Annotated in this window: 20 protein-coding genes; 14 read left to right on the top strand and 6 right to left on the bottom strand. The window is 62.3% G+C overall.

The window, feature by feature from the left end; genetic code table 11:
• The first annotated feature begins 84 nt into the window (after nucleotides 1–84).
• The 6 genes from THECO_RS20680 (at nucleotide 85) to THECO_RS15355 (ending at nucleotide 4,587) form a co-directional block, all read left to right on the top strand.
• Entirely contained in the window at nucleotides 85–1,281 is a 1,197-nt protein-coding gene (locus THECO_RS20680) for an NAD-dependent epimerase/dehydratase family protein (protein ID WP_015255954.1), read from the top strand.
• Nucleotides 1,278–1,574 carry a hypothetical protein gene (locus tag THECO_RS15375; protein ID WP_015255953.1) on the top strand — a complete coding sequence of 99 codons (297 nt, stop codon included), beginning with the start codon at nucleotides 1,278–1,280 and terminating at the stop codon, nucleotides 1,572–1,574. Before THECO_RS20680 ends, THECO_RS15375 begins: the two co-directional genes overlap by 4 nt.
• The gene (locus THECO_RS15370; RefSeq protein WP_015255952.1) at nucleotides 1,571–2,170 is read left to right on the top strand and encodes a sugar transferase; all 600 of its coding nucleotides are present in this window, start codon (nucleotides 1,571–1,573) and stop codon (nucleotides 2,168–2,170) included. The genes THECO_RS15375 and THECO_RS15370 overlap by 4 nt, the downstream gene beginning before the upstream one ends.
• Nucleotides 2,171–2,177: 7 nt before the next feature.
• Nucleotides 2,178–2,837: an acetyltransferase gene (locus tag THECO_RS15365; RefSeq protein ID WP_015255951.1), complete on the top strand. Its 660-nt coding sequence runs from the start codon at nucleotides 2,178–2,180 to the stop codon at nucleotides 2,835–2,837.
• A gap of 95 nt (nucleotides 2,838–2,932) precedes the next feature.
• The gene (locus THECO_RS15360; protein ID WP_052835999.1) at nucleotides 2,933–4,063 is read left to right on the top strand and encodes a DegT/DnrJ/EryC1/StrS family aminotransferase; all 1,131 of its coding nucleotides are present in this window, start codon (nucleotides 2,933–2,935) and stop codon (nucleotides 4,061–4,063) included.
• Between the two features lie 98 nt (nucleotides 4,064–4,161).
• Nucleotides 4,162–4,587, top strand: a complete 426-nt coding sequence (locus THECO_RS15355; RefSeq protein ID WP_015255949.1) for a helix-turn-helix domain-containing protein — start codon at nucleotides 4,162–4,164, stop codon at nucleotides 4,585–4,587.
• Between the two features lie 42 nt (nucleotides 4,588–4,629).
• Here THECO_RS15355 and THECO_RS15350 read toward each other — a convergent pair whose 3' ends face one another.
• Both THECO_RS15350 and THECO_RS15345 read right to left on the bottom strand, forming a co-directional pair.
• Nucleotides 4,630–5,754: a UDP-N-acetylglucosamine--LPS N-acetylglucosamine transferase gene (locus tag THECO_RS15350; RefSeq protein ID WP_015255948.1), complete on the bottom strand. Its 1,125-nt coding sequence runs from the start codon at nucleotides 5,752–5,754 to the stop codon at nucleotides 4,630–4,632.
• 86 nt (nucleotides 5,755–5,840) lie between these two features.
• Nucleotides 5,841–7,151, bottom strand: coding sequence for a stalk domain-containing protein (locus THECO_RS15345; protein WP_015255947.1), 1,311 nt, complete (start codon nucleotides 7,149–7,151; stop codon nucleotides 5,841–5,843).
• A gap of 348 nt (nucleotides 7,152–7,499) precedes the next feature.
• Between THECO_RS15345 and gltB the strand changes: the two genes are divergently transcribed.
• Entirely contained in the window at nucleotides 7,500–12,101 is a 4,602-nt protein-coding gene (gene gltB / locus THECO_RS15340) for a glutamate synthase large subunit (protein ID WP_015255946.1), read from the top strand.
• A 68-nt stretch (nucleotides 12,102–12,169) separates the two neighbouring features.
• Here the strand turns inward: gltB and THECO_RS15335 are convergent, their stop codons facing one another.
• The gene (locus tag THECO_RS15335) at nucleotides 12,170–12,544 is read right to left on the bottom strand and encodes a helix-turn-helix domain-containing protein (RefSeq protein ID WP_015255945.1); all 375 of its coding nucleotides are present in this window, start codon (nucleotides 12,542–12,544) and stop codon (nucleotides 12,170–12,172) included.
• A 397-nt stretch (nucleotides 12,545–12,941) separates the two neighbouring features.
• Here THECO_RS15335 and THECO_RS15330 point away from each other — a divergent pair, with 397 nt between their 5' ends.
• The 3 genes from THECO_RS15330 to THECO_RS15320 all read left to right on the top strand — a co-directional run bounded on the left by THECO_RS15330 (nucleotide 12,942) and on the right by THECO_RS15320 (nucleotide 15,127).
• Nucleotides 12,942–13,211: a hypothetical protein gene (locus THECO_RS15330; RefSeq protein ID WP_015255944.1), complete on the top strand. Its 270-nt coding sequence runs from the start codon at nucleotides 12,942–12,944 to the stop codon at nucleotides 13,209–13,211.
• 196 nt (nucleotides 13,212–13,407) lie between these two features.
• Complete coding sequence (locus tag THECO_RS15325; protein WP_052835924.1) at nucleotides 13,408–14,355, top strand: ABC transporter ATP-binding protein; 948 nt, start codon at nucleotides 13,408–13,410, stop codon at nucleotides 14,353–14,355.
• A complete protein-coding gene (locus THECO_RS15320) occupies nucleotides 14,348–15,127 on the top strand; it encodes an ABC transporter permease (RefSeq protein ID WP_015255942.1) in 780 nt (259 codons plus the stop codon). Before THECO_RS15325 ends, THECO_RS15320 begins: the two co-directional genes overlap by 8 nt.
• A gap of 111 nt (nucleotides 15,128–15,238) precedes the next feature.
• Here the strand turns inward: THECO_RS15320 and THECO_RS15315 are convergent, their stop codons facing one another.
• Complete coding sequence (locus tag THECO_RS15315) at nucleotides 15,239–16,576, bottom strand: glutamate-1-semialdehyde 2,1-aminomutase (RefSeq protein WP_015255941.1); 1,338 nt, start codon at nucleotides 16,574–16,576, stop codon at nucleotides 15,239–15,241.
• A 121-nt stretch (nucleotides 16,577–16,697) separates the two neighbouring features.
• Entirely contained in the window at nucleotides 16,698–17,771 is a 1,074-nt protein-coding gene (locus THECO_RS15310) for an LCP family protein (RefSeq protein ID WP_015255940.1), read from the bottom strand.
• A gap of 213 nt (nucleotides 17,772–17,984) precedes the next feature.
• On the opposite strand from THECO_RS15310, the gene THECO_RS15305 reads away from it, so the two are divergent.
• From THECO_RS15305 to THECO_RS15290, 4 genes are all read left to right on the top strand, one after another.
• A complete protein-coding gene (locus THECO_RS15305; RefSeq protein ID WP_015255939.1) occupies nucleotides 17,985–19,022 on the top strand; it encodes an ABC transporter ATP-binding protein in 1,038 nt (345 codons plus the stop codon).
• Nucleotides 19,019–19,813 carry an ABC transporter permease gene (locus tag THECO_RS15300; RefSeq protein WP_015255938.1) on the top strand — a complete coding sequence of 265 codons (795 nt, stop codon included), beginning with the start codon at nucleotides 19,019–19,021 and terminating at the stop codon, nucleotides 19,811–19,813. The genes THECO_RS15305 and THECO_RS15300 overlap by 4 nt, the downstream gene beginning before the upstream one ends.
• Before the next feature lie 9 nt (nucleotides 19,814–19,822).
• Nucleotides 19,823–20,614, top strand: a complete 792-nt coding sequence (locus tag THECO_RS15295; RefSeq protein ID WP_015255937.1) for an ABC transporter permease — start codon at nucleotides 19,823–19,825, stop codon at nucleotides 20,612–20,614.
• A 298-nt stretch (nucleotides 20,615–20,912) separates the two neighbouring features.
• On the top strand, nucleotides 20,913–22,586 hold the full coding sequence (locus tag THECO_RS15290; protein WP_015253411.1) for a transposase: 1,674 nt from the start codon (nucleotides 20,913–20,915) through the stop codon (nucleotides 22,584–22,586).
• Nucleotides 22,587–22,858: 272 nt separating this feature from the next.
• Here THECO_RS15290 and THECO_RS15285 read toward each other — a convergent pair whose 3' ends face one another.
• Nucleotides 22,859–23,524 carry a hypothetical protein gene (locus THECO_RS15285; RefSeq protein ID WP_015255936.1) on the bottom strand — a complete coding sequence of 222 codons (666 nt, stop codon included), beginning with the start codon at nucleotides 23,522–23,524 and terminating at the stop codon, nucleotides 22,859–22,861.
• Between the last annotated feature and the right edge of the window lie 90 nt (nucleotides 23,525–23,614).

The following is a 23,614-nucleotide window of genomic DNA, read 5'->3' as shown; positions in this document are numbered from 1 at the left end:
TTTAGAAAACTCGATAAGTGTTATTTTTTTGTGAGCAAATGTTCTTTATAAAGAATGCCAACTCCATTCGGCGGAGGGTTGATTATGGCGGTGCTCATCACGGGCGGATCCGGGTACATCGGCAGCCATACATGCGCGGAGCTGCTGGAAACGGGCCGCGACATCATCGTCGTCGATCGCCCGGAGCATGCGCCGGCGCTCGACCGGGTGCAGGCGGCGGTCGGCAGAAGATTTCCTTTTCATCCGCTCGGACTCATGGAACGCCGCGGTCTTCAGCGGATTTTCGAGGAGAACGAGATCGAAGCGGTCATTCATTTCGCGGGCATCCATCCGGCGGCGATGCCGCAGCAGGGCTGCCATCTCCCGATTGTGGAAACGGTCGTCCTGTGCGACGTCATGCAGCAGTTCGGCGTGCGGCGGCTCGTCTTCAGCTCGTCGGCCGCCGTTTACGGCAAGCCGAAGCAGACACCGGTCACGGAATCGTCCCCGCTCGGCGCGACCAACCGGTACGGCCGGACGATGCTCATGATCGAGGAGATTTTGCACGATCTGTACGAAGCGGACCGGAAATGGAGCATTGCCCTGCTTCGCAATTTCAACCCGGCAGGGGCGCACCCGAGCGGGTGGATTGACGGCGAGGCGGCCGGCGACGGGCTGAGCGAATGGCGCGGCCGTGAGTCGGAAGGCGCCGGCGGAAGCGCGTGGTGCAGCCGGGAGGCGGAAGGCGCCGGCGGGAGTGCATGGCGCATCCGGACGGCCGACAGCGCGCATCCGGGCGAGCGGACCTGCACCGAACCTGCCGGGACGCCGCAGCACTTGATGTCCCGCCTGATGCGGGCGGCCGCTGGGCAGCAGGACAAGCTGCCCGTCTTCGGAGGCGATTACCCGACCCGCGACGGCACATGCGTCCGGGACTATGTCCATGTGACGGATCTGGCGAAGGGCCATGTGAAGGCGCTCGCCAAAGTGATGGCGGATTCCGGCATCGACGCCTACAACCTGGGCACGGGCGCCGGACACAGCGTGCTTGAGGTGATCGCGGCATTCGAACAGGCGGCGGGCATCGACATTCCTTACCAGATCGTCGAACGGCGGCCGGGCGACGCGCCGGTCATCTGCGCCGATCCGTCGAAAGCCCGGCGGGAGCTGGGCTGGCAGGCCGAAATGGGCCTCGGGCGCATGTGCGAGGACGCCTGGAGATGGCTGCGCCGCCGCACGGACGGCTTCCGGGCGGAAGCCCGCCACAGGATGCTGGCCGGCGCGGGAGGGGCGGCGGGATGAACATTTCCGGCAAAATCTCGAGCGCGCGGTTCCGCGACATCGTCCTCGACAGCTGGCGGCTCGGCAGGATGGAGTGGGATCTTCGGGCGGCGGATCTGGTCAGGGAGATCAAGCGCAGGCTGCTGGCGGAGCTGCAGGCCAATGCGGAAGCCGCCGCGTCGGCGGACTGCCGGCCTGGCGGAAGCGGGGCGGAAGCGGCGCAGACGGCGTTGGACGCGCCCGACGGACCGGCGGCGGACCCGGCAGCCGGCGAACCGGCAGAACAACCGGCGGCGGGGAGGCGGCCCGGATGAAACGCGGTTTCGACCTGGCCGCCGCCGCCGTCCTGCTGATCATCCTGTCGCCGGTGATGGCCGTGGCCGCGCTGCTCGTGCGGATCAAACTCGGGCGGCCGGTGCTGTTCCGCCAGGTTCGTCCCGGCCTGCACGAGAAGCCGTTCGTGCTGTACAAATTCCGCACGATGGCCGATCTGCGGGACGAAAGCGGCAACCTGCTGCCCGACGCCGAGCGGCTGACGCCGTTCGGCCGCAAGCTGCGGACGCTGAGCCTGGATGAGCTGCCCCAGCTCTTCAACGTGCTGAAGGGCGATCTCAGCCTGGTCGGTCCGCGCCCGCTGCTGATGGAATATTTGCCGCTCTACACCGACGAGCAGCGCCAGCGGCATCTCGTGCGCCCGGGCATCACCGGCTGGGCGCAGGTGAACGGCCGGAACGCCGTCTCCTGGGAAGAGCGGTTCGCGATGGATGTATGGTATGTGCACAACCGGAACATGCTGCTGGATCTGAAAATTTTGCTGCTCACGTTCCTGCGGCTGCTAAGGCCGGCCGGCATCCATCAACCGGGGCGCGCGACGATGGACCGGTTCACCGGAACCGGCACGCCGGGGTGAGAAGCATATGCAGCGGATCGTCATGATCGGGGACGGCGGCCACGGGAAGGTTGTGCGCGAATTGATCGCGCTGACGCCGGATGCCCGGCTTGCGGCGGTGCTGGATGATCGTTACGCCGCCCTTTCCGATGCATCCGGCGGCGGCCCGGACGGCGAGCTCCGGGGGCCGGTCGCGGCATGGCGCGGCCTGCTCGCACAGGATGCGGAGCTGCGCTTTGTCGCCGCGATCGGCGACAACCGGACGCGGCAGGCGATCGTCCGCATGCTGGAAGAAGGCGGCGTCCGCTTCGCGCGGCTGATTCACCCGGCGGCAATTGTCAGCCCCAAGGCGCGGATCGCCCCCGGCGCGGTCGTCATGGCGCGCGCGGTCGTGCAACCGGACGCGGCAGTCGGCGCGCATGCGATCGTGAATACGGGCGCCATCATCGAGCACGATGCCGTCCTGGGCGACTGCGCCCACGCCGCGCCGGGCTCCATCCTGACCGGCGGCGCCCGCGCGGGCGAAGGCGCGTTCGTCGGCGCCGGCGCGGTCATCCTGCCGGGCCGGTCGGTCGGCGCCTGGTCGATCGCCGGCGCAGGCGCGGTCGTGACGCGGGACGTGCCGCCGGGCTGCACCGCGGCGGGCGTGCCGGCCGCCGTCATCAGGGGGGATGCCCGATCGCGATAGCGTCGTGCCAATACATCGTGCCAATCCGGACAGGGAAGGGGTAACGCGTGAAGACCACTGTGCCAAAAGCCGCCATTCTGCTGTCGCCGCCCCATATGAGCGGAGCGGAACAGCACTATATTGCGGAAGCGTTCGCTTCGAACTGGATCGCGCCGCTCGGGCCGCATGTCGACGCCTTCGAGCGCGAATTGGCCGAGGCGGTCGGCGCCGGGCACGCCGCCGCCGTCTCGTCCGGCACGGCGGCGATCCATCTGGCGCTCCGGCTGCTGGGCGTCGGGCCCGGCGACCGCGTGTTCTGCTCCAGCCTCACGTTCGTCGCCAGCGCGAATCCGATTCTGTATCAGGGCGCGGAGCCGGTGTTCATCGACGCCGAGCCGGAGACCTGGGGGATGTCCCCGCAGGCGCTGGAGCGGGCGCTGGACGAGGCGGCGAAGGAAGGCCGGCTGCCGAAGGCGGTCATCGTCGTCCATCTGTTCGGCCAGTGCGCGCGGATGGACGAAATCTCGGCGCTCTGCGGCACCTACGGCGTGCCGATCGTCGAAGACGCCGCGGAGGCGCTCGGCTCATCCTACAAAGGACGGCATGCCGGCACGATCGGCCGTTTCGGCATCTATTCCTTCAACGGCAACAAGATCATTACGACGTCCGGCGGCGGCATGCTCGTCTCGGACGACGGCGACGCGATCCGCGAAGCGCGGGTGCTCGCGTCGCAGGCGCGCGATCCGGCCGTCCATTATGAACACAGCCGGCCGGGCTACAACTACCGGCTCAGCAACGTGCTGGCCGGCATCGGCCGGGCGCAGCTCAAGGTGCTTGCGGACCGCGTGGAGGCGCGGCGCGCCATTTTCGAACGATACCGGACGGCGCTTGAAGCTCGGCCGGGCATCCGGTTCATGCCCGAACTCCCGGGCACCCGGTCGAACCGGTGGCTGACGGCGCTGACGGTCGACGAGCATTTGGCGGGCGTCACCGCCTCTCAGCTCGTCGCCTGGCTTGCCGAGGACCGCATTGAATCGCGGCCCGTCTGGAAACCGCTTCATCTGCAGCCGCTCTTCGCAGGCGCCCGCTTCTATTCGCACGGCATCCGGGAGGATGTGTCCGCCCGGCTGTTCCGGACGGGCATCTGCCTGCCGTCCGGCTCCGCGATGACGCCGGAGGAGCAGGAGCGGGTCATCGAACGGCTGAAAGCGGGCATGAAGTCCGGCCAAGCCGCTGCCGGGACCTGAAGCCCGGCCGTCGGCGGCCGGCCGCAATCCCCAAGACGAGGAGTGTAATGGCGTGTGCTCAAACATCGAAACTTTCGGTCAGCGCGGCGGGTCGGAACATGGACAGCAGCGTGAACGGGAAGAGCGGGACCGTCGTGCAGCCGCGGGATAAGAGGGGGCGCGGAATGATCGGGACGAACATCAACCATTTCCGCACCCAGAGCGGTATTTCGCTGTCGGAGCTTGCCGAGCGCGCCGGCATTTCGAAGTCGTACCTGTCCAGCATCGAGCGCAATCTGAAGCAGAACCCGTCCATTCAGGTGATCGAGAAAATCGCGCTCGTGCTCAACGTGGACCTGAAAACGCTGCTGCAGGTCAACTTGCCGGACCCGGAAGCGAAGGAGACGCCCGACGAAGAGTGGTACGCCTTCGTCGAAGCGCTCAGGCAGGCCGGCATCGAGAAGGACAATGTGCAGGATTACAAGATTCTCATCGAGTTCATCAAGTGGTATCAGGAACGGAAACAGGAACGAAAACAGGGATGACGGCCTCTCCCGGCCCGTCATCCCTTTCATTATAAAACGCCGTCACTGCATGAGCTGCAGGACGGCGCGGGAACATCTCTCCGGATTGTATTGCTCGTTGCGCTTCGTCAGAAGCGACCGGCGGTATTCGCCTGCCGCGTAAGGTTCCTGGATGAGCTTGAACCAGCGGTCGATCGTTTCGCGGTCCATCAGCAGCTCGCCGAACCCGTTGCGGACGAAATACTCGCAGTTCTCTTCTTCCTGGCCGGGAATCGGCTCGTAGAACAGCATCGGAATGCCCTTGCTGAGGCCTTCCGTGCAGGTCATCCCGCCCGGCTTCGTGATCAGCAGATCGGATACGTCCATCAGCTTGTTGATCTCGCGGGTGAACCCGAGAATCTTGATGTTCGGATGGCGGAAGAGCGGATTGTTCTCCAGCCGTTCTTTCGCCTTCTCGTTGTTGCCCGCGCAGAAAATGAGCTGGACGTTGTCGCGGTATCCCGCCATGTATTCGAACAAGCCGTTTTCGTCGTTCAGCAGCCCCCAGCCGCCTCCCATGATCAGCACGGTCGGCATCGCGTTCAGATTGAACTGCTTGCGGATCTCGTCCTTGTCGCAGGACGTCCAGAAGTCGGGATGCACCGGGATGCCCGTCACCTCGATGCGCGAATCGGGAACGCCGTGCTCCATCAGCTTGCGCTTCACGATCGGCGTCGAGACGAGGTATTTGTTCACCTCGGGGCTTGCCCACGTGCCGTGCGCGTCGTAATCCGTTATGAGCGTGAACAGCGGGACGTTCAGCCCCAGCCGCTTCAGGCGCGCGACGACCGCGTTCGGGACCGGATGCGTGCACACGATGGCGTCCGGCTTGAGCTGGGTGATGACCTGGGACGTCTGGGTATAGAACAGCCGATGCAGGGCGAGCTGCGCGAAACGGTTGAGCGAGCGCTTGTAGTTGGAACGGTACAGGTGCCCGACCAGTTTCGGCTGCTTCGTCACCGTTTTGCGGTATGCCGAGACAATCAGCGGCCCGAGCACCGGATTGAGAAATTTGCCCAGTTCGAGCACTTTCGTCTGGACATCGGGATTGAGATGCCGGATGCCGACGGCCAGCGCATAGGCGGCCTGGGTGTGTCCGGAACCGAACCCTTCCGAGAGCAGAAGCACTCTTTTCTTGCTCTTGTGCATCGTCTCACCCACTTTTCCTACATATCATATTACGAATCCGTACGGGGATTGACAAGGGATGAGCGATCGCCGGAGCAGACGGATGTTCAACCGTTGATGAAAGCCGTTTTGAGCGTGTTTCGGTAGACGACATCGAATCCCAGGGCGTCGGACAGCGCGCCGAGCGGCACGTAGGTCCGGCCGCCTTCCGTGAACGGCGGCGCCGGAATCGTCCGCGGCTCTCCGTTCACCATCATCACGGCGCTGCCCGGCGTCAGCACGACCTTGCGGCCGCTTAAGGTGAACGTCGCCGATTTCGTCTTGTTGTCCCATGCCAGATCCGCTTTCAGGGCGGCGGCGATGTCACGCAGGACGAGGAAGGTGAAGTTGTTCCTGACAAGCGGCTTTTCATTGCCCGGCTTCAGTTCCTTCCCGTTCACGAAGATCGTGATCGGCACGCCCTCTTTCCGGGGCGAAGGCTCGCGGTAGTCGCCCCAGACCGCTTCGGCAAAGGCCCGGCCCATGGCGTCGTAGCCGTTCTGATTCGGATGAATGTCGGTTTCCTTGTTCAGATATGCCGCCAGCACTTTCGTGTAGGTCAGTTCGCGGCCGACGAAGCGGCTCGCCGAGTAGGCCACCCGGACATCCCGGCCTTCCGCCGCGAACCGGGCGGACAATTCCTCCAGCTTCCCGGTCGTCTGCTTGACGGCGTCCTGCAGCTTCTCATAGTAGGGCACCTGCTGGTCCATGATATTCTTCGGCACCGGCGAATATTGGTCGCCGATGACGACTAGCGCGTCCGGATTGATGCGGTGAATGGTGCGGATCGACGTTTCCAGCGACGCCAGAATCCGGTCCAGCATGCCTTCCAGCCACGCGTCCGCTTCATCGGTTTGGCCCGAACCCAGCATCTGGATATAAGCGGCCAGATCGTTGCCGCCGACCTGGATCAGGATGAGGTCGGCGCTTTCGATATTCCGCCGCACCGCCGCGCCGTCGCCGACGAGGCTGCTGATGCGCGGATCGACGAAGGCTTCCTGGCCTTCGGCGAGCAGATCCTCCGGGCCCGAGCCTTCGCCGCGCTCCGCCCGCGCCAGCAGCTTCTCCAGTCCTTCGGTCCGGAGGCCGATGATGCCGTAATTGGCGTACTCCGCCTTGAAGCCCCGGAAGAGCGCCTGTTCCCACACCCGCTCGACAAATCCGTAGGCCGCCGGATTCGCCTGCTTTTCCATGCCGTATTCGTAGCCCGCGGCCAGCGAGTCGCCCAGCGCCGCGATGCGGTAGACGCCGTCTTCCCCGGCCGTCTCGCCGGCGGCACCCGCCGCCTTTGGCAGCGCTTGCATCATGCTTGCCGCCATCAGGGCGGCCAGTACGGCGGCAAACGCCGGGTGCAGCCTGTCCCGCCACAATTTCCGCAATGGAATCACACCTTCCCGATCAGAATAAGGACAAGATAAGGAATGCAAAGAAACGATTTGCATCGACAAACGAAACTTATCGCACCCATAAAAAAGTTGATGCGCCGCCGATCATCCGCGCCGCATAGGATAAGTGAATCGGTGCAAATGATCGGCGGATTAGTCCATTTTGCGGCGGGGCGACTAAGCCTATACTGAAGTTCCATGATGCAAATCGTATGGGCATCCGCCGTTCGTATTTCCGCTTTTCTTCGGCCATTACATTGTAAGTCATTTTTGGCCGGATTTGAAGCTTTGCTTGTGCCGAAACGCGGTTTGCACCATTCAAGAAGTGAGGTGGCGCTTGATATGAAAACGCGGCACGCGGGATTGCCGCCGAAGCAGGGACTGTATGATCCGCAATACGAGCGGGACGCATGCGGCATGGGCTTCGTGGCGAACATTGCCGGCATCAAGTCGAGTACCGTTATCCGCCGGGCGCTGACTGTCCTCGAGAACATGGAGCACCGCGGCGGTCAGGGCAGCGAGCCGAATACGGGGGACGGCGCGGGTATTCTGATCCAGATTCCGCACCGGTTCTTCCGCAGGGAAATGGCAGGACTGGGCGTTACGCTGCCGGAAGAAGGCGATTATGCCGTCGGCATGCTGTTCCTGCCCCATGACGAAGCGCAGCGAGCGGAGCAGGAGCGGACGCTCGAGGCGATCGTCCGCGAGGAAGGGCAGGAAGTGATCGGCTGGCGCACGGTGCCGACGAACGACGAGCTGCTCGGACGCTCCGCGAAGGAAGCGAAGCCGTATGTCCGCCAGCTGTTCATCGGCCGCGGCACCGGAACGGAGGCCGGACTGCCTTTTGAACGGAAACTGTATGTCATCCGCAAGCGCGCGGAACGGGCGATCCGCTACGGAGAACTTCCGGGCGGCGACAAGTTCTACGCTGCAAGTCTGTCTTGCAGAAAGATTGTGTACAAGGGAATGCTGACGACGGAGCAGCTCAAGTCGTTTTATCCCGAGCTGATGGACGACGCGATGGAATCGGCGATCGCGCTCATCCACTCCCGTTTCAGCACGAATACGTTCCCGAGCTGGGACCGCGCGCATCCGTACCGTTATCTCATCCACAACGGCGAGATCAACACGCTGCGCGGCAATATCAACTGGATGCACGCGCGCCAGACGCTGCTCGAGTCCGAGCTGTTCGGCGGCGACATCGAGAAGATCAAGCCGGTTATCGATCCGGACGGGTCCGACACGGCGATGTTCGACAACGTGCTGGAGCTGCTCTACCTCGCCGGCCGCCCGCTGGCGCACGCGGCGATGATGATGGTGCCGGAGCCGTGGACGAAGCACGAGTCCATGAGCCCGGAGAAAAGGGCGTTCTACGAATATCACAGCACGCTGATGGAACCGTGGGACGGTCCCGCCGCGATGGCGTTCACGGACGGCACGCAGATCGGCGCGATCCTCGACCGGAACGGGCTCCGTCCGGCGCGCTACTGCGTGACGAAAGACGGCTTCATCATCCTCGCGTCCGAGACGGGCGCGCTGGAGATTCCGCAGGACGAAGTGCTGTACAAAGACCGGCTCCGTCCGGGGCGGGTGCTCCTTGTCGATACGAAGGAAGGCCGCATCATTTCCGACGAGGAAGTGAAGAAGGCGATCGCGACCGAAAAACCGTACCGCGAGTGGCTGGATGAGCATCTGATCGGACTCGACGATCTGCCGGACGCGCCCGAACTGCCGGGACCGGACAGCGAGGCGGTCCGCATCCGCCAGGCCGCCTTTGGCTACACGTACGAGGAGCTCCGCAAGGTGCTCGAGCCGATGGGAAGCACGGGCAATGAGCCGATCGGCTCCATGGGCTATGACGCGCCGCTTGCCGTGCTGTCGGAACGCCCGCAGCGGCTGTACAACTATTTCAAGCAGCTGTTCGCGCAGGTGACGAACCCGCCGATCGACGCCATCCGCGAGGAGATCGTCACGTCGACCGTCACGACGATCGGTTCGGAGCGCAACCTGCTGAAGCCCGAGCCGGAGAGCTGCCGGCATATCCGGCTGGAGACGCCGATCCTGTCGAACGAGCAGTTCGCGAAGCTGCGCCATATCCGCCGGCCGGGGTTCAAGGCGATCACGATTCCGATCCTGTTCCCGGCGGCCGAAGGGGAGAAGGGGCTTCGCGAGGCGATCGACCTGATGTGCGAGGCGGCGGACCGCGTCATCGACAAGGGGCATAATCTGATCATCCTGTCCGACCGCGGCATCGACAAGGACAACGCGGCGATTCCGGCGCTGCTGGCCGTATCGGCGCTGCACCATCATCTGATTCGCAAGGGAACGCGGACGAAGGTCAGCCTGCTGCTCGAATCGGGCGAGCCGCGCGAAGTGCACCACTTCGCGCTGCTGCTCGGCTACGGTGTGAGCGCCGTCAATCCGTATCTCGCATTCGAGACGCTCGCCGACATGATCCGGCGGGGCCTCTTGATGGGCGTCGCGTACGAGAAGGCGGTGCAGAACTACATCAAGGCGGCCACGAAGGGCGTCGTCAAGATTTTGTCCAAAATGGGCATCTCGACGATCCAGTCGTACCGCGGCGCGCAAATCTTCGAGGCCGTCGGGATCGCGCAGGACGTCATCGACCGGTACTTCACCTGGACGGCGTCCCGCATCGGCGGCATCGGGCTGGATACGATCGCCGCCGAGACGCTGAAGTGCCACGAGAAGGCGTTCAGCTCCCTGGCCGAAGCCGAAGAGGCGCTCGATTCCGGCGGCGAGTATCAATGGCGCCGGGACGGCGAGGACCATCTGTTCAATCCGGAGACGGTCCATACGCTGCAATTCGCGACACGGACGAACGACTACAAGCTGTACAAGCGATATTCGAAACTCGTCGAGGGCGAAGAGGAGACGCGCCGCACGCTCCGCTCGCTGCTCAAGTTCAAGAAGGGCAGTCCGGTGCCGATCGAGGAGGTCGAGCCGGTCGAGTCGATCGTGAAGCGCTTCAAGACCGGCGCGATGTCGTACGGCTCGATCAGCAAGGAGGCGCACGAGGCGCTCGCGATCGCGATGAACCGGCTCGGCGGCAAGTCGAACACCGGCGAAGGCGGCGAAGATCCGCGGCGCTATGTGCCGGATCCGAACGGCGATTCGCGCAGGAGCGCGATCAAGCAGGTGGCATCCGGCCGGTTCGGCGTGACGAGCCAGTATCTGGTGAACGCCGACGAGATCCAGATCAAGATGGCGCAGGGCGCGAAGCCGGGCGAAGGCGGCCAGCTTCCGGGACGGAAGGTGTACCCGTGGATCGCGGAGACGCGCGGTTCGACGCCGGGCGTCGGGCTCATCTCGCCGCCGCCGCACCATGACATCTACTCGATCGAGGATCTGGCCGAACTGATCCACGATCTGAAGAACGCGAACCCTTGCGCGCGCATCGGCGTGAAGCTTGTCTCCGAAGTCGGCGTCGGCACCATCGCGGCCGGCGTGGCGAAGGGACGCGCGGATGTCATCCTGATCAGCGGCTACGACGGCGGCACCGGCGCATCGCCGGTCACGTCGATCCGCCACGCCGGGCTGCCGTGGGAGCTCGGACTCGCGGAGACGCATCAGACGCTGATGCTGAACGATCTGCGCGGCCGCGTCACCGTCGAAGTCGACGGCAAGCTGATGACCGGCCGGGACGTCGCGATCGCGGCGCTGCTCGGCGCGGAAGAGTTCGGCTTCTCGACCGCTCCGCTCGTCGTGCTCGGTTGTGTCATGATGCGCGTCTGCCATCTCGATACGTGCCCGGTCGGCATCGCGACGCAGAATCCCGAGCTGCGCAAGAAGTTCATGGGCAGCCCGGATTACGTCGTCAACTACATGCGGTTCATCGCGCAGGAGCTGCGCGAAATCATGGCCGAGCTCGGCTTCCGGACGATCGACGAGATGGTCGGCCGGGTCGACATGCTGGAGATGGACGAAGCGGTCCGCTACGGCAAGCGGAAGGGGCTGGACCTGTCGCCGCTGCTCCATCAGCCGGAGCTGCCGTCGGATGCGCCGCGCCGCAAGGTGCAGGAGCAGAACCACGGCCTGGAAGAGTCGCTGGACGCGCGCCATCTCATCCCGCTGGCCAAGCCGGCGCTGGAGCGCCGCGAGCCGGTCAGCGCGTCGCTTGAGATCCGCAACATCAACCGGGTCGTCGGCACGATGCTCGGCTACGAGGTGACGAGCCGTTACGGCGCCGAAGGGCTGCCGGAGGATACGATCCGGTTCCATTTCACCGGATCGGCGGGCCAAAGCTTCGGCGCGTTCCTGCCGCGCGGCATCACGCTGTCGCTGGAAGGCGATGCGAACGACTACGTCGGCAAAGGGCTGTCGGGCGGCAAGCTGATCATCGCGCCTTCGCCGAAGGCCACGTTCAAGGCGGAGGAGAACATCATCATCGGCAATACGGCGCTGTACGGCGCGACAGGCGGCGAAGCGTACATCCGCGGCATCGCCGGCGAGCGCTTCGCGGTGCGCAACAGCGGCGCGTATGCCGTCGTCGAAGGCGTGGGCGACCACGGCTGCGAATATATGACCGGCGGGCGCGTCGTCGTCCTCGGCCGGACGGGGCGGAACTTTGCGGCCGGCATGTCGGGCGGCATCGCGTACGTCTATGATGAGGACGGGGATTTCCCGGTCCGCTGCAACTTCGAAATGGTCGGGCTCGAGACGCTGGATGCAGGCAGGGAAAGCGAGGAAGTGCGGGCAATGATCCGCCGCCACGCGGAACTGACGGGCAGCGAGCGGGCGAAGGAGATTCTCGCGGATTGGGACGCTTCCCGCGCGAAGTTCGTCAAGGTCATTCCGAAGGACTACAAGCGGATGCTCGAGCGGATCGAAGACATGCACAATCGCGGCCTGACCGGGGAAGCGGCGCTGATGGCCGCGTTCGAGGCGAACGCGCGCGATCTGGCCCGGGTCGGAGGAAATTGAATGACAACATGAATCATGCGCATGCCGCACAAGGACGGCATGCGCATGTTTGTTGTCAGGACGCGCGATCAATTGCCGCGCATGCTCCGCTCGGCGCGGACGAAGGCGATGAAGCGGCGCGTCTCGTCGGGCGACAGTTTGCGGCCGTCGACGGAAAGCGAGAACCGCTCCATGATCTGCTCGTCGGACAGTTCAAGGGAATCCACAAATTCACGGACATCCGGACTGAGCGGAGGATTGGGCACGTTCGTTCTGCCGACCAGGTAGTCGATGGAAATATTGAACAGATCGGCAAATTTTGTCAACGTTTCGGTGTCAGGTTCCCGCCGGTTCTTTTCGTAGTGGGACAAAGCCGCCCGGGAGATGCCGATTGCCGCAGCCGTTTGTTCTTGTGTCCAGCCCCGCTCTTCGCGAAGTTTCGCAATTCGGCTACCGATGTTCATGGTCATCCTCCTATATCCGCATATCCCTGAATTTTAGCATGGAAAAGAACAAGTCATGACTGGAGTCACTTGCCGGTTGCGGCGTCATGTCTATACATAACGTAACATTTTTCTACAGGCAGTACAAGAAACTTGGCAAAACAGTTTCAGGCCATGGGACCGTCGAAATGAAGCGGCAGACGCTGACGCATCCGACAAAAGGATACAGCCGGAGCGGGATTTCGGGATTGACAGGAATCGATAAATGTCATAAATTATAAATATAAGGTTACGAAATGTATCTAAAGTTTCATTTGCGATACATATCGAAGCCAATCGAAAAAGCAGGAAGTGACGCTCCATACTGTAACGATTCAAGGGTTTTTCGAACTATTTCGCAAAGGAGTGTTGACCGGCGATGGATACCGAACAATTCTACTGCGTCGGTTGCCAGGAGCTGAAGGATGCGGCCAACGGCCACCGGGTATTCCGGACGGGGTATTTTCGCCTCGTCTACCCGCTCGGATGCTGCCTGGTCTGCGGCGGCGAAGAGACTACCCGGTCCGCCGCGGCGGAAGCCGGCCGTTCGGGTACGGTCTTCAAGCCGCTGGACACCGCGCCGCAGGCCCCGCCCGCCGCAGTACCTTCTCAAACGGGTCCATCGGCGGTCCGGCATGCCGCGTGCTGAATGCAAACGGCTGCGTCATGAAGTTCCCCCGGCTGTCACGCACGGCCGGCGGGAACTTTTTTTGTTATGCTTGTCCATATGGGAGCAGGGAAGCAATTTTGCAACACCATGCAACCTGTGCCGGTTACCCTCCGTTTATATATTGTAATCATTGAATATATTAACATATAGCAGGACGGGCGGTAATCGCCCGAAGATGGGGGAGGATTTGGTGTTGGATTTGCAGACGGGCGGCACGGAGCCGGTCGTGCGGCTGCTGAACGTGACGAAACGGATCGGCAATCGCACGATCATCGACAATCTGACGTTCGACGTGCCGCCGGGAGAAGTGTTCGGTTTTCTCGGCCCGAACGGTTCGGGCAAGACGACGACCATCCGGATGATGGTCGGCCTGATGCGGATGACGTCGGGCGAGATTCTGATCCGGGGCCGGAGCATCCGGACCGAATATGAAGCCGCGGTGCGCCAGGTCGGCGCGATCGTCGAGAATCCGGAGATGTACAAATATTTGACCGGATACCAGAACCTGCTGCATTATGCGCGGATGATCCCCGGCATTCCGCGCAAGCGGATCGACGAGGTGGTTGAACTCGTCGGCCTGACCGCGCGCATACACGACAAAGTCAAAACGTACTCGCTCGGGATGCGGCAGCGGCTCGGGGTGGCGCAGGCGATTCTGCATCGGCCGGCGCTGCTCATCCTTGACGAACCGACGAACGGCCTTGATCCGGCCGGCATCCGCGAGCTGCGGGACTATCTGCGCCATCTGGCGAAACACGAAGGCACAACCGTGTTCGTCTCGAGCCATCTGCTCTCGGAGATGGAACTGATGTGCGACCGCGTCGCCATTATCCAGGCCGGCAAATTGATCGATGTGCGGCTGATTCACGGCGGCGCGGAGAACGGCGGGAAAGCGGAGGTGTTGTTCGAGGTCGATCGTCCCGACGCGGCTGCGGAAGCGCTGGGCGGCGCCGTCCTGCGGGCGGAGTCCGGCGGCATCGTGGTGAGCGCCGGTCGCGAGGAGGCGGCCGACATCAACGCCCGTCTTGTCGCGGCAGGCGTGCGCGTTTACGGCATCCGGACCGTGACGAAGTCGCTGGAAGATCAATTCCTCGAAGTGACGGGAGGCGGGCGCATTGGTTGATTTCATTCGGCTTGTCCGGAACGAGAACATGAAAATTTACCGGCGGCTCCGCACCTGGATCATGTTCGCCATCATGCTGATCATCCCGCTCGGCATTTCCCTCGGCGCCATGGCGCTCGAGGCCGATCCGGACATGTGGTTCTTTTCCTATCTGGAAGCGGAAGTCGTGCTGTCGCTCATCACGATATTCGCCGTCATCATCGCGGCGGACAGCGTGGCGGGCGAGTTTTCGACCGGCACCATCAAGCTGCTGCTCATCCGCCCGTGGAGCCGGTCCAAAATTCTGCTGTCGAAGTACGTATCGCTGCTGCTTTTCATGCTCTTTTTCACGGTCTCGCTGCTTCTGTTTACGCTGCTCGTCAACGGCGTGCTGTTCGGAAGCAACGGCGAGTACACCTATCCGAACCAGGGATCGCGAAGCTACATTGTCTATTTGCTGTCTTACTACGGGCTTAACCTGATCCAGATCATCGTCACGGTGACGATGGCGTTCATGATCTCGACCGTCTTCCGGTCGAGCGCCCTGGCGATCGGCTTGTCGATTTTCCTGCTCCTGGGCGGCAACATGATGGCGGCGCTGCTCAGCCTTCTCGACAAACCGTGGGTGGACTACGTGCTGTTCATGAATTACGGACTGTCTACGTATGTCTCCGGCGGGACGCCGATACCTGACCGGCCCTTCGGGTTTTCCCTCGCGGTCCTGGCCGGGTACTACGTGATCTTCATCGCGCTGTCCTGGTACGTCTTCCGCCGCCGCGACGTCGCGGCCTGATTCGCGAGCGCGGGGCCTGAAATGCGAAGAAGCCTTCGGATCATCCGCCTGCTGCGGCGGTGTCCGAAGGCTTCTTGGTTTGGCGCGGCATGATCGCTTCAGCCGCGCGCTTTAACCGTGCGCGCCGGCTGCCACGAGGCGGAACGATTCGTCCGCCGCTTCGATCGTCTCTTCGATGTCGGCATCCGTATGGGCGACGGTCAGGAACCATGCCTCGAACTTCGACGGCGCCAGACAGACGCCGCGGTCGAGCATGGCGCGGAAGAATGCGGCGAACGCTTCGCCGTCCGTATCCTGCGCCTCCGCATAGTTCGTGACCGGATGTGCGCAGAAATGCGTCGAGAACGCGCCGCGGATCCGGTTGATCGTGAGCGGCACGCCGTGCTTTGCCGCGGATGCCTCAAGGCCGTCCGTGAGCCGGGCGGCGAGCGCGTCCATCCGGTCGTAGACGCCGGGCTCGCGCAGCACGTCGAGGCAGGCGATGCCGGCGGAGATCGAAGCGGGGTTGCCGGCCATCGTGCCGGCCTGGTACGCCGGGCCGAGCGGCGCAACCTGCTCCATGATCGTCTTCCGGCCGCCGTAGGCGCCGATCGGCAGGCCGCCGCCGATGATTTTGCCGAGAGCCGTCAGATCCGGCTCGATGGCGGCGTGGTCGGGGAACGCGGCAAAGTTCTGCGCCCCGCCGTAGTGGAAGCGGAACGCGGTGATGACTTCGTCGTAGATGACGAGCGCGCCGGCGTCGCGCGCCATCCGGCATACCCCTTCGAGGAAGCCGGGCTTCGGCATGACCATGCCGAAGTTGCCGACGATCGGCTCGACGAGGACGGCGGCGACATCGTCGCCCCAACGCTCGAGGGCGGCGCGCAGGCCGTCCAGATCGTTGTACGGCACGGTGATGACTTCGTGCGCAATCGAGATCGGGATGCCGGCGCTGTCCGGGATGCCGAGCGTTGACGGCCCGGAGCCGGCGGCGACGAGCACGAGATCGGAATGGCCGTGGTAGCATCCGGAGAACTTGATGATTTTCGTCCGGTTCGTGTAGGCACGGGCGACGCGGATCGTCGTCATGACCGCTTCGGTGCCGCTGTTCACGAACCGGACCTTGTCCATGGACGGAATCGCTTCTTTCAGGCGGCGGGCCATCTCGATCTCAAGCTCGGTCGGCGTGCCGTACAGGGTGCCGCTTTCGGCCGCCCGGGCAATCGCCTCGACGATGCGCGGATGGGCGTGTCCTGCGATGATCGGTCCGTAGGCGGCGAGATAGTCGATATAGCGGTTGCCGTCGACATCCCAGAAATAAGCGCCTTGCGCGCGCTTCATGAAGACGGGAGCGCCGCCGCCGACCGCCTTGAACGAGCGGGACGGGCTGTTGACGCCGCCGACGATGTGTTGAAGCGCTTCTTCATAGAGGGAGGCGGATGTCGGGCGTCTTCCGGTGTTTGCGGGCATGGGAGAATCTCCTTTCGCGTTTGCGGTCATATTTTTCACAGGACAACCATCAAGAAAAGGGCGCCCCGGCACCGATGGCCGGAACCCCCTTCCGCGTGATGAGTATCGATGCGCCGGCCGGTCAGGCCGCAGGCTCTGCTTCGTCCGCGGGCTTGCTCGTGACGGGACCGGAAGGCTTGCCCGATGATTCGTCCGCATCGCCTTCGGTATCCGCGGCCGTCTCGTCGCTCGCCAGCACTTCCTGCACGTAAGCTTTCAGGGCTTCCGTGTCGCGGACCGCCAGCACCGAAGCGCCGCCCACCTTCTCGTCCTTGAGGAGCTCCATCGGCGGCACCTGCGCGGAGCCGGCGACGTGGATCTTCAGGCCGAGCTGACCGAGCTTCAGCATATCCGACACCTGCATGTTCGTCTCGATGTACGGCTGGACGCTCTCCAGAATTTGTCCCATCCGGACGACGTTCCAGGTCGACTGCAGTTTCTTCGCGACGGCTTTCAGGAACTCCCGCTGCCGTTCGGTCCGGGTGAAGTCGGACATCGCATCGTGGCGGAAACGGACGTATTGCAGCGCTTTGTCGCCGTCGAGCAGTTGGTATCCTTTCTTCAGGTGGATGTCATAGCGGTTCTTGTCCGCGTTGTCGACATAGTTCATATCTTTCTCGACTTCGAAATATACACCGCCGATGGCGTCGACCAGCGCCTTGAACCCTTCGAAATCGGCATAAGCGTAATAATGGATGTCAAGTCCAAGCAGGTCGCCGATCGTCTCCATGGCGAGATTCGGCCCGCCGAGCGTGATGGCGGTGTTGGCCCGGCCTTTGCCGTGCCCCGGAATGTCGATGTACGTGTCGCGCAGGACGGACAGCAGATGCGCCCTTTTCGTGACCGGGTCGATCGAGACGACGATCATCGAGTCGGAACGGGCGACTTCGCCTTCGGCAAGTCCGCGCGCGTCACCGCCCAGCAGCAGAATGTTGACGCGTTCCTTGCCTTCCCACTCCGGCGGCGCTTCCACCGTCTTGTCCACCACCGATTGGAAGCGGGATTCCGACTCGTCCTTCTGGAAGTTGTCCAGCGCATTGTAAATGGTAATAGCCTGATAGACGGCGTATCCGATCATAATGACCGCAACCGACAAGAGGCCGTAGAGCGTCCGGCGCAGCCATTTGTTCTTCTTTCGGGATGATCGCGGCTTCATGGCGGTTCTCTCCTTCTCCGCAAAAATCGTTCTGCACATTAACTATTGACGACACAACTCGTCGAATGGTTCCGCACATGAAAACTTTGCAAGCTTAACTTTGCACGCTTAAAGATTATAAAATGTCACGACCTGTCTTACAAGTGCTATACTGTTGTCGGAAGATAGAGAGTCATTTCCCGGGAAATGTCGAGGGGGAAGGGAGAGGTTGCCATGCAGCCGGCGATCGAAGTGCATGAGTTGCGCAAGACGTTCAAAGTACAGCGAAACCGGGAAGGTCTTGCCGGCGCGCTGCGGGATTTGTTCCGCCGTGAATATGTGGAAGTGACGGCGGTGAAGGATATCAGTTTCACGATTCCGCAGGGAGAAATCTGCGGATACATCGGGGAGAACGGCGCAGGGAAGTCGACGACGATCAAGATGCTTGCCGGCATTCTGGTGCCGACATCCGGCACGGTTCGGGTGGCCGGTTATGTGCCCTGGCGGGAGCGCGAGCGGTTCGTCCGCAACATCGGCGTCGTGTTCGGCCAGCGCAGCCAGTTGTGGTGGGATATCGGCGTGATCGAATCGTTCCGGCTGCTGCGCAAGGTGTACCGCGTGCCGATGGCCGATTACCGGCGGCGGCTGGACGAGCTGGTCGAACGGCTGCAGCTGGGCGATCTGCTGAACCGGCCGGTGCGGAAGCTCAGCCTCGGCCAGCGGATGCGGTGCGAGCTCGTCGCATCGCTGCTGCACAATCCGTCGATTCTGTTTCTCGACGAGCCGACAATCGGGCTCGACATTGTCGTCAAGACGGAAATCCGCGAGTTTCTGATCCGGCTCAACCGCGAGCACGGCACGACGATTCTGCTGACGACGCACGATCTGCAGGATATCGAAGCGCTCTGTTCGCGGGTCATCATGCTGGACGACGGCCGGATCATTTATGACGGCGGACTGGACGAGCTCAAGACGCGCTGGAGCCGCGGGCGCGAGATCCGGCTCCAGTTCGGCAGGGCGGTGAGCCTGGAGCGGCTTGCGCAATTGACGGCCGATCTGCCCGGTGCGAGCTGGCAGGCGGGCGAGGACATGACGGCGGTTTTGCGTGTGCCGGCCGAAGTGAATCTGTCCGACGCGCTGGCCCGCGTCGTCGGCAGCGGCGTTGACATCCGCGACATCAAGTTCATGGAGACGAGCACGGATGAGATCGTGCGGGAAATCTACAAATCGGGTTCGGCTTCGGGCGCGGAACGGCTGGTGGGCGCGACGTGACGAGTATGTACCTGGATCTGATCCGCATCCGGTTTCTGATGATGCTGGCGTACCGGGTGAATTATTACAGCGGCATCGTCATTTATGCGGTAAATATCGGCGCTTACTTCTTCTTCTGGCATGCGATCTACGGGGATCAGGAAGCGATCCGGGGATTTACGCTGGCGCAGATGACGACTTACGTGGCGGTCACCTGGATGGCGCGCGCGTTCTATTTCAACAATCTGGACCGCGAGATCGCGAACGAGGTGCGCGACGGCAGCGTCGCCATCCAGTTTATCCGGCCGTACAATTATTTGCTGGTCAAATTGTTCCAGGGGTTCGGCGAAGGGCTGTTCCGGCTGTTGCTCTTCATGACGCCGGGACTCGTCGTCGTGTGCCTCATTTTTCCGATTGAGCTGCCCCGCGATCCCGTGGTCTGGCTGCTGTACGCGGTGATGCTGGTGTTCAGCTTCATTATCAACGCGGAGTTGAACCTGCTCACCGGGATGGGGGCGTTCTACATCGAGAACGTCGACGGGCTGCTGCGCATGAAGCGGGTGTTCATCGACCTGTTCTCTGGCGTGCTCGTGCCGATCGCGCTGTTTCCGGGCTGGCTGGCCGCCCTGTCGGAATGGCTGCCGTTCCAGGCGATCGCTTATTTGCCGAGCGCGGTGTTCACCGGGCGGAGCACGGGAGACGAGGCGCTGGCGGCGATCGGGCTGCAGGCCGCATGGGCCGTCGTGCTGATCATCCCGATCATGCTCATGTGGCGGGCGGCGCGGAAGCGGCTGTTCGTGCAGGGAGGGTGAGACGGCGTCATGTTTTACCTCGGATTGCTTTGGGAATACTTCAAGAACTACGCCAAGACGCGCCTCACGTACCGGGCCGACTTCTGGATCGAAGTGGTGTCGGATCTGGCATTCCAGGCGATCAACCTGATCGTCATCCTGATCGCGTTCCGGCATACGCCGACGCTCGGCGGATGGACGGAAGCGGAAGTCGTGTTCGTGTTCGGGTATTTCATGGTGCCGTACGGCATCTTCAGCTGCTTTTTCGACCTGTGGAATTTCAGCGAGCGGTATATCGTGAAGGGCGAGATGGACCGGGTGCTGACGCGTCCGGCGCACAATCTGTTCCAGATTCTGCTCGAGAACATGTACCCGCCGGGGCTGATCGGCTCGTTCGTCGGGCTCGTGATCATGGCGGTCACGGCGCGGCAGATGGGCATGACGTTCGACTGGACGGATCTCGTCATGCTGCTTGTGCTGACGGCGGGCGCGGTGATGGTGTACTTCGGCTTGTACACGGCGCTTACCGCCATCGGGTTCTTCACCGACGCGCCGACGGGCATCCTGCCGCTCATGTTCAACATGCAGAGCTACGGCCGCTATCCGGTCACGATTTACAACAAGACGATGCGCTTCGTGCTCACGTGGTTGCTGCCGTTCGCGTTCGTCGGCGTCTATCCGGCGTCGTATTTCCTCGAGCGCAGCGGCGCCGCGGATCTGCGGATGGCGCTGTTCACGCCGGTCGTCGGCCTCGTGTTCACGGCCATCGGGCTGGCCGTCTGGAACATCGGCGTGAAGCGGTACCGCGGGGCGGGGTCGTAAGCGGGCGTGGTTGCCGGGCGCGGCGTGCAGCGGTGCGAGGAGGCGTCGCTGAGCAGCCGGGGCCTCGCGGCATCGGCGATTAACGGCATTTGGTGCCGTTAATCGCCCGTCAGAGCGCGGCGGTGGGCCCAATAACGGCACGAGGGAAGCTGTCGATTAACTGTGCACAACGATCGTGCGACAGATAATCAATTTTTGCGAAATACTTTGGAAAATACGATGTTTTCTTTTCCGTTCTCACGATTACACCCGTTTTCGTGGTATAATGGTAGCAAGGTGTTTACAGGAGGCGACGCATATGACTTTTTCGGTTCGGTACAAAACGTTCGACCAACTTTCCTTTGCCGATGTGCAAGTGTACACCAAGCTGCCGCCGCATCCGTTCTGGAGCCATGTCGACAGCAAGGTCGACTTTTCGTTCGCCGATCGGCTGTGCGCGGTGCTCTATTCCGGCAGAGGACAGTACCCGTATGCGCCGTCTCTCAAGTTGAAAATCCATCTGGTTCAGGCCTACTACGGTCTGTCGGATCGTCAGACCGAAGAAAAAATCATCGGTGACCTGTTCATCAAGCGCTTCCTGCAACTGCCCGTGGATTTCATCGGTTTCGACCACAGCACGATCGGACTGGATCGCAGCCGCATGGGAGCCGCCATGTTCCGGGCCTGCCATCTCTACATTCTGGCCCAGATGTACCAGTACGGACTGTGGGGCGACCGGAACGAACAGTGGATCATCGACTCGTTCCCGACCAATGTGAACCTGAAGTTCCCGGGCGCCTATCGGCTGATTCAGCATGCCCTGATTCGTCTGGCGCAACATTTGCGCAAGCACGGGACAAAACCGATGCTTGAGGCGTTGGAGGCTTTGCCGCTGGATGGCGCAACCGTTCGGCTGAGCAAGTCGGCCTCGGCGTCGGCTCGCATGCTGGCCTTCAGCAAGCTGGTCTCCCAAGCCTACGGGTTGTTGGCCTGGTTCGAGAACGAGAACATCAAGCCGCTTCTGGCGGAGTGGAAGCATCTTAAGCGTTCGCGGGAGCTGCAAGCGATCCTGCGGCGCATTCTCCAAGAGAACAGCTCGCCTGTCGACCCCGGCGATGGAGCGGATGAAGCGTCCGAAGGCCGGAACGAGGAGACCGGGACGAACGTTCCCGAGCTCGTTCGGTTTCAAAAGATTCCGCTAGCCGAACGCCCGAAAAACCGCATCGTGAGCGCGGTTGACCCGGAAGCGCGCATCGCCAAGCGGTCGAAAACCATCTACGGGTACAAAACGCAAAACCTCTGCACGACGGGCGGCGTCATTCTCGACGTGCGCACTATTCCGGCCAATGAACACGATCAGGATGCGACAGCCGACATGACCGCGACGATCAAGCGTTTCTTTGGCGTGACGCCTTCCGCTCTGCTGGGGGATTCGGCTTATGGCCACGGGAGAAACCGGGCGCGACTGGCCGCACTGGGGATCCCCGTCGTCGCTCCGGTTCCGATTGCCGAAAACCCGACCGGTCTGTTTCATTCGTCCCGGTTTGTCTACGATGCGGAGAAGGATGTGTACATTTGCCCGGAAGGCCAACAAAGCGTCGGCAAGCAATATATCCGCCAGTCGGAAGGTCACCAGTACAGCTTTGCACCGCACGTTTGTCTTTCCTGCCCGTCGCGCAAGGCGTGCACGAGCAGTGAAAAGGGGGGCCGGCGTGTATTCCGGAGCGATTACGCAGACCTGTACGAAGCCGCCCGGGTATACAACGACAGTCTGACCGGGCGAGCCGAGTTGCAAGAGCGGCTCGTCGTCGAACGGAAGAACAAGGAACTGAAGAACGACTGCGCTCTGGATGGAGCGCGAACCCGCAGCCGCGTTACCCTGCAAATCAAGGCACAGACTTCGGCGATGGTCGTAAACCTCAAACTCCTGGTCCGAAAACTCGGAAACCCCAAACCCGGGTTTCTTCGTCGTGCGCCAATCGCGGTCGGATGAAGCAAAGCACACGAAAGGTAAGACCCATGATGATGGCGGATATCCCCCCAATCCGACCCACAACGGCTTGTGGACGAGAATTGCAAGTTTCAGTAGGGGATGGAGCCTTGTTTTTCCACAGTGAATAGACAGCTTCCGAGGTGCCGTTATTGGCGTCGCTGAGCGCCCGGTCTCGCGCGTCATCGGCATTTAACGGCATTTGGTGCCGTTAATTGCCTGTCCGAGCACGGCAAAGAGCCAAATTACGGCACAAGGTGCCGTTAGAGGTGGCCTTATAATAGTTTCACTTTTGATCGGACAAGCTGGTAGCTGTGAAACCGACGGGTGCCATTCACCGGTTCCAGATAACCGTCGCCAGCCAACTCCCTCAACAGCTTGCGGGCGGTTTTGTCGCCGACTCCCAATAATCCCTGGATCTCTGACGGTTTGACCGGCCCCGGCGAATATGCGGCATACCGCAGGATTTCTCTTTTCATAACCGGCAATTCGACATAGGGGTCTCTGCCTCCAAACAATCGCCCCAGCAGTTGAAGAACGACCTGCTGACATTTCCGGGGATGGTTCTCGATATCATCCGCCGAGAAACGGAGCACCCGCCAGTCGTCGATGACCAGGTGGTTCTGGCGCGTCAGGTCGTCCGAGAATTTGTGCCGGTCCGCGTATCTGGCATGCGGCCCGAATCCGTCCGCTTCCAGGCATATCCGGTGGGGCATGCGAAGATACGCGAAGTCCAGAAACCGGACGCCGTCCTTGAAATCCGCAACTTCGTATTCCGCATGCAGGTGCTCGAACGAACCGACCGCAGGCCACCAGACGTTCTGGAGCAGCTTTCTTTCCAAATAGCCGTGCTCCTGCAGCCGCCTGCGCCGTTCTCCCGCACTGGCCGCAATCTGCCGCTTCATCCATGCGTCATAATGAGTCTCGAATGTCCGATCCATCAACCCGTCTCCTTTCGAAAAAAAATAACACCGCCCCTTCCGCTTCATGCGGTTAATGGGACGGTGTGCTTCACGCGCCACAATATTCAT

Source organism: Thermobacillus composti KWC4 (assembly GCF_000227705.2).
In the GTDB taxonomy this organism is placed as follows: Bacteria; Bacillota; Bacilli; order Paenibacillales; family Paenibacillaceae; genus Thermobacillus; species Thermobacillus xylanilyticus.
This window is presented reverse-complemented; position numbering and strand designations above follow the sequence as displayed.

Excerpts from the sequence above, each read along its gene's own strand:
- THECO_RS15295 (WP_015255937.1), top strand. The coding sequence starts at position 19,823 with ATGTTTTACCTCGGATTGCTTTGGGAATACTTCAAGAACTACGCCAAG.
- THECO_RS15305 (WP_015255939.1), top strand. The coding sequence starts at position 17,985 with ATGCAGCCGGCGATCGAAGTGCATGAGTTGCGCAAGACGTTCAAAGTA.
- THECO_RS15370 (WP_015255952.1), top strand. The coding sequence starts at position 1,571 with ATGAAACGCGGTTTCGACCTGGCCGCCGCCGCCGTCCTGCTGATCATC.
- THECO_RS15360 (WP_052835999.1), top strand. The coding sequence starts at position 2,933 with ATGAGCGGAGCGGAACAGCACTATATTGCGGAAGCGTTCGCTTCGAAC.
- THECO_RS15365 (WP_015255951.1), top strand. The coding sequence starts at position 2,178 with ATGCAGCGGATCGTCATGATCGGGGACGGCGGCCACGGGAAGGTTGTG.
- THECO_RS15330 (WP_015255944.1), top strand. The coding sequence starts at position 12,942 with ATGGATACCGAACAATTCTACTGCGTCGGTTGCCAGGAGCTGAAGGAT.
- THECO_RS15310 (WP_015255940.1), bottom strand. The coding sequence starts at position 17,771 with ATGAAGCCGCGATCATCCCGAAAGAAGAACAAATGGCTGCGCCGGACG.
- gltB (WP_015255946.1), top strand. The coding sequence starts at position 7,500 with ATGAAAACGCGGCACGCGGGATTGCCGCCGAAGCAGGGACTGTATGAT.
- THECO_RS15325 (WP_052835924.1), top strand. The coding sequence starts at position 13,408 with ATGGGGGAGGATTTGGTGTTGGATTTGCAGACGGGCGGCACGGAGCCG.
- THECO_RS15350 (WP_015255948.1), bottom strand. The coding sequence starts at position 5,754 with ATGCACAAGAGCAAGAAAAGAGTGCTTCTGCTCTCGGAAGGGTTCGGT.
- THECO_RS15355 (WP_015255949.1), top strand. The coding sequence starts at position 4,162 with ATGGACAGCAGCGTGAACGGGAAGAGCGGGACCGTCGTGCAGCCGCGG.
- THECO_RS15285 (WP_015255936.1), bottom strand. The coding sequence starts at position 23,524 with ATGGATCGGACATTCGAGACTCATTATGACGCATGGATGAAGCGGCAG.
- THECO_RS15335 (WP_015255945.1), bottom strand. The coding sequence starts at position 12,544 with ATGAACATCGGTAGCCGAATTGCGAAACTTCGCGAAGAGCGGGGCTGG.
- THECO_RS15315 (WP_015255941.1), bottom strand. The coding sequence starts at position 16,576 with ATGCCCGCAAACACCGGAAGACGCCCGACATCCGCCTCCCTCTATGAA.
- THECO_RS15290 (WP_015253411.1), top strand. The coding sequence starts at position 20,913 with ATGACTTTTTCGGTTCGGTACAAAACGTTCGACCAACTTTCCTTTGCC.
- THECO_RS20680 (WP_015255954.1), top strand. The coding sequence starts at position 85 with ATGGCGGTGCTCATCACGGGCGGATCCGGGTACATCGGCAGCCATACA.
- THECO_RS15375 (WP_015255953.1), top strand. The coding sequence starts at position 1,278 with ATGAACATTTCCGGCAAAATCTCGAGCGCGCGGTTCCGCGACATCGTC.